The organism is Mesorhizobium sp. M7A.F.Ca.US.002.01.1.1, from assembly GCF_004022955.1.
Classification (GTDB): domain Bacteria; phylum Pseudomonadota; class Alphaproteobacteria; order Rhizobiales; family Rhizobiaceae; genus Mesorhizobium; species Mesorhizobium ciceri.
Genome location: NZ_RZQE01000992.1, coordinates 1 through 759 on the forward strand (window position 1 = coordinate 1; position 759 = coordinate 759).

1 protein-coding gene is annotated in these 759 nt (G+C 63.9%); it reads left to right on the forward strand.

Translation table 11 applies throughout. The annotated features are described in order from the left end of the window. Positions 1-71: 71 nt before the first annotated feature. Positions 72-759: beta-ketoacyl synthase N-terminal-like domain-containing protein (locus tag EN932_RS37305; RefSeq protein ID WP_275955674.1), on the forward strand; the 688-nt coding region annotated here is incomplete at its 3' end.

The following is a 759-nucleotide window of genomic DNA, read 5'->3' on the forward strand; positions in this document are numbered from 1 at the left end:
CCTGGTCCAATCTCAAGAATGTCGGCGACGTCGTGGAAGCCGTCCGCGGCTTGCTTGCGAAGGAGGCTTGAATGGACAGGCGCGTCGTTATCACCGGAGTGGGCGGCCTGTGCGGACTGGGCACCGAGGCCGCCTCTATGTGGAAAGAGATGCGCGAAGGCCGCTCCGCCATCGGCCCGATCGCCAATTCCGAGCTTCATGACCTGGAGGGCATGACCGGCGCTGAGATCAAGGCGCTGCCCCAGCACGACATCAACCGGGGGCATCTCATCTCCATGGACCGCTTCAGCTTGCTCGCCGTGCTTGCAGCGCGCGAAGCCATGCGGCAGGCCGGACTTTCCTGCGACGAGGGGAATGCCCATCGCTTCGGCGCGACAGTGGGCGTCGGATTTACCGGTTCGTACGCAACAGAACAAACTTACCGCTCACTGCTTTTGGGTAGCGCAATCCGTGCTGAACTCTTCACTGGAGTAAAGGTGATGCCCAGCGCCGCTTCCGTCCATCTTAGCTTGAGCCTCGGCTTGCGCGGGCCGGTCTTCGGGGTGACCTCCGCATGTGCCTCGGCCAACCATGCGATCGCCTCGGCGGTGGACCAGATCAAGCTGGGCCGGGCCGACGTAATGGTTTCCGGGGGCAGCGACGCACCCTTCGCATGGGGCGTGCTGAAAGCATGGGAAGCAATGCGCGTGCTTTCACCCGATACCTGCCGGCCCTTCTCCGCCGATAGGAAGGGCCTGGTGCTGGGCGAGGGTGCGGGCA